Source organism: Lutibacter sp. (genome assembly GCF_041596795.1).
Classification (GTDB): Bacteria; Bacteroidota; Bacteroidia; order Flavobacteriales; family Flavobacteriaceae; genus Lutibacter.
In genome coordinates, this window is sequence record NZ_JBFHHX010000206.1 from 1 (window position 1) to 4212 (window position 4212).

The window sequence follows — 4212 nt, forward strand, 5'->3', positions numbered from 1 at the left end:
TCAGCACCTAATAAAAATTTCATTCCAAAAACATTAAATGCGTGAAATACAATTCCTATTCCCCAAAAAATAGCTGTATTATAGGTCGACCATTCCCAAAAATGACTCCAACCATCATTGGTTGCTAATTGCATAATAATTAAAAATGCATTTACTATTAAATAAACTACTAAGTGAACATAAAAACCTTTAATTGCTTTTACTTTCTTTTTTGCTCGTATATACTTTTGCTCTTCTAAATTTGAATTTTCCATCGTATTATTTTTTTAAAATTTATCTTTATCCATCAATTCTTTAATTTTTCGCTCTTCCCAATCTTTTCCAAAAATTAAATTCTTTCCAAAAACACCAAAAGCGTGAAATCCTAAACCTATTCCCCAACCTATCATTGGCCACCAAAACCAAAAGTAGCCAGGAGATGTTCTATAATTTATGAAAAATAAAAAAGGAATTACTAAACAATACGCTAATAAATTTGCGTAAAAACCTTTTATGGCATCAACTCTTTTTTTTGCCCTTAAATATTTTTCTTCTTGTGTATATTGCTTTAACATTTTATTGAAAATTTATACTGTTATTATTTTTGACTTTAATGCTGACTTACTAACAACCTTAAACCTAGTAACTTTTAAACTTTTTTACTACTCCCAATACTGTTTTTTATCTTCATTCATAAACTCTTGAATTTTTCGTTCCTCCCAATTTTTTCCTAAAAACGGATTGTATGCAAAGGCTTTAAATCCTGAAAAAACCAAACCTATTCCCCAACCCATTATTGGAAACCAAAACCAATGAAATTGTGGTACGTATTCCAAATTGATATAAATTAAAAATGGTATTACTAAACAATAGGCTATTAAACTGCTATAAAAGCCTTTAATTTCTTCTACGCGTTCTACTGCTCTTATATATTTATTATTCTGATGTGTTTCTGTTGCTCTCATTGTACTTGTTTTTTGAGTTAATAATGGTAGTTTTACTGTAAAACTCTCTGCTGTTTTTGTAATTTCTACCTTTTTAAGGGTTAATAAATGATATCTATCTACAATATTTTGCAATCCTACTTTTGTTCCTTTTTCTATAGTAGATTTAGGATTAAAATTATTGGTTACCAATAAATAGCCATCTTTTTCTTCAATTTTTATGGTTAACGGATTCTCTTCTGAAACCACATTATGTTTAATGGTGTTTTCTAACAAAAGCTGTAACGATAAAGGAATAATTTTAAATTCGGCATTACTCGCTTTTTCTGGAATTTCAAAGGTTACAGCATTTTCAAAACGCATTTTTATTAATTCCATATACGATTTGGCAAATGCTAACTCTTCATCCAATTCTATTAAATCTTTACTTTTTTGCTCTAAAACATATCTATAAACTTTAGATAATTTAGTGGTAAACTTTTCTGCCTGTTTTGGGTTTTCTCCTATTAATGATGTTAATACATTTAAGCTATTAAATAAAAAATGTGGATCAATCTGACTTTTTAGCGATTCGAATTTTGCAGTTTCTGTTTTTGCAACAATTTCTTGTTCCTTTACTTTATTCTCGTTTAATGCTTTATAGAAAAATATAGCGTGAAAAATTAAACTTACAATAAGCGTTATAACCAAACTAAACACATAATAGTTTACAGCATACGGATCATTAAAAAAGTCTGCTACTGGCTTTGCCGAAATAAAAACGATGGTTACAAAACGTAGCACCACCAATCCAACCATTGTAGCTAAAATTGATCCTATTGCGCCATAAATCAAACGTTGTTTAGGACGCTCCTTCCAGGTAACTATTTTATCTAAAAAATGAAAAAAATAGGCATTTATAACAGTTAATACTAAAGCATACATAAAATGAATACCAAATACCTTTACCAACTCATTAAAGGTTAAATTAAATCCATCTGCGCTTAATAAGCGTTCAATAATAAATATTGCTACAGCTAAAATTAATGAGATTTTTAATAAGTATTTTAATTCGGTTTTCATAAAAAATGTATTGCTAAAATGTTACTGCAATTTAAAATTTAATTTCTAAAGTTAACGCTTCGGCTCCTACAATAAACTTTGCATCTTCAAATTGTGGTGGGCCAAAATTTAACGCGTTGTTAGATGTTCCGTAACTTTCTTTTGGCATTCCGTTTACTTCAAAATCTAGCTTGTTATTTTCATTTTCATCGTGATAACAAATAATGGCATATTCACCAACCGGAAGACTGTCAAAAACTACCGAACTCACTCCTTCTTTAATAATTGATGATTTGGCAAATAGTGGTTGTTTTCTAAAGTTTTCTTTATTAAAAACTGCAAATTGAACAGTGCCAGTATCATTTAAAATATTAATAACCGATACATGAACTAAACCTGCTTCTTTTGTATTAATTTCTTGTGCATTTCCCATTAAAATTGAAGAAATCACTAAAACAATTGTTAAAATTACGTGTTGCATAGTACTAATTTTTAAGTTTATAATTGATTTTACACTTCAAAAGTGCTACGATTTAATCAAAAACAAAATTTAAAATTACTGAACTGTGCTTTTTTTACGATGAACTGTAAATTTAGGTGTTGAGATGTGAGAAGTAAAAATCAAAAGAAATATAAAACCTCTATAAAACTTTGTCTCTTTTATTCTTTGAACCAAAGCTTCTTTACTCCAAAAACCTTCTAAATTTTAAACCTTAAATCCTTTAAACCATAAAACCTTTCAAAGTTTCAATCAATCATCAACCAAAAGCTAACATAAATCATATTTTTAACTAAAAAAGTTTGTAAATTTATAGAACCATTTATATAAAATTATTACAATATGAAAATATACGATGATAAACACATTAAAAATGTGGCCTTTGTAGGAGCTAATAAATGCGGAAAAACTACACTGGCAGAAACAATGCTCTTTGAAGCTGGCTTAGTCAACCGCCGTGGTACTGTAGAAAACAAAAACACCGTTTCAGATTACCACGAAATTGAACAAGAAAGAGAAACTACCATATTTGCCACACCGCTTCATACTGAGTGGCGCAACTACAAAATAAACATTATAGACACTCCCGGATTAGACGATTTTATAGGTGAAATTGCTTCTACAATGCGTGTTGCTGATTCTATTGTTGCTGTTATAAATGGGCAGCAAGGCGTTGAAGTTGGAACCGAAATAATTTGGAATTATGTAGACCGTTATTCAAAACCTACCCTTTTTGTAGTAAACCAAATAGACAACCCAAACACCGATTTTGACGAATGTTTTAAAAGCATTGTAAACCTTGTAGGTAACAATGCGGTAAAAATTCAATATCCATTAGTAGTTGATGGTGCACAATGCATTATTGATGTGCTAAAAATGAAAATGTACAAATTTGGTCCTGAAGGTGGAAAACCTGAAAAATTAGAAATTCCTAAAGATCAACTAGAGTTAGCCAATGAATTACATAACGAATTGGTAGAAAAAGCTGCTGAAAATGATGAAGCTTTAATGGAACTGTATTTTGATAAAGGCACGCTAAACGAAGATGAAATGCGTGAAGGAATTAAAAAAGGTATGTTAAACCATGAATTATTCCCAGTATTTTGTATTTCTGCATTAAAAGATATGGGAAGCGGACGTTTAATGGGCTTTATAGATAATGTTGCGCCATCTGCTGCCGATTTAAAACCTGAACAAAGTGTTGAAGGAAAAATAGTTGAATGTAAAATTGATGCACCTACTTCTCTTTTTGTTTTTAAAACCTTATACGAACCAAACTTAGGTCAAATAAGTTTCTTTAAAGTAAAATCGGGAGAAGTTAAACAAAACGATAAATTAGAAAACTCCAGAAATGATGAAATTGAAACCTTAAATCAATTGTACATTATGGATGGAAAAAACAGAGAACCAGTTGAAAAATTAAGTGCTGGTGATATTGGTGCAACACTAAAATTAAAATTTACCGAAACAAACGATACGCTTAGAACAAAAGGATCTGATATTACCATTAAACCAATTGTATATCCAGAACCTAGAATTACAAAAGCAGTAACTGCCGCTGATAAAAATGATGAAGAAAAATTAAACGAAGCGCTTAAAAAAATTCATAGTCAAGATCCAACTGTTTCTATCCAATATATGAAAGAATTAAAACAATTAATACTTTCATGTCAGGGAGAATTACACTTGGCAACAATAGATTGGACTTTAAATAACGTTTACGGAATAAAAGCAAATTTTGACCAACCA

The 4212-nt window shown here is 29.8% G+C and carries 5 protein-coding genes; 1 reads left to right on the forward strand and 4 read right to left on the reverse strand.

What is annotated here, in order from left to right; translation table 11 throughout:
* From ABY298_RS15180 to ABY298_RS15195, 4 genes are all read right to left on the reverse strand, one after another.
* Positions 1-254: 2TM domain-containing protein (locus ABY298_RS15180; protein ID WP_372746897.1), on the reverse strand; the 254-nt coding region annotated here is incomplete at its 3' end.
* A 12-nt stretch (positions 255-266) separates the two neighbouring features.
* Entirely contained in the window at positions 267-554 is a 288-nt protein-coding gene (locus tag ABY298_RS15185; protein WP_372746898.1) for a 2TM domain-containing protein, read from the reverse strand.
* An 87-nt stretch (positions 555-641) separates the two neighbouring features.
* Positions 642-1985, reverse strand: a complete 1344-nt coding sequence (locus ABY298_RS15190; protein WP_372746899.1) for a 2TM domain-containing protein — start codon at positions 1983-1985, stop codon at positions 642-644.
* Positions 1986-2016: 31 nt separating this feature from the next.
* A complete protein-coding gene (locus tag ABY298_RS15195; protein ID WP_372746900.1) occupies positions 2017-2445 on the reverse strand; it encodes a DUF2141 domain-containing protein in 429 nt (142 codons plus the stop codon).
* A gap of 360 nt (positions 2446-2805) precedes the next feature.
* Here ABY298_RS15195 and ABY298_RS15200 point away from each other — a divergent pair.
* Positions 2806-4212 (forward strand): GTP-binding protein (locus ABY298_RS15200; RefSeq protein ID WP_372746901.1); only part of this gene is annotated, 1407 nt, incomplete at its 3' end.

Excerpts from the sequence above, each read along its gene's own strand:
- ABY298_RS15185 (WP_372746898.1), bottom strand. The coding sequence starts at position 554 with ATGTTAAAGCAATATACACAAGAAGAAAAATATTTAAGGGCAAAAAAA.
- ABY298_RS15195 (WP_372746900.1), bottom strand. The coding sequence starts at position 2,445 with ATGCAACACGTAATTTTAACAATTGTTTTAGTGATTTCTTCAATTTTA.
- ABY298_RS15190 (WP_372746899.1), bottom strand. The coding sequence starts at position 1,985 with ATGAAAACCGAATTAAAATACTTATTAAAAATCTCATTAATTTTAGCT.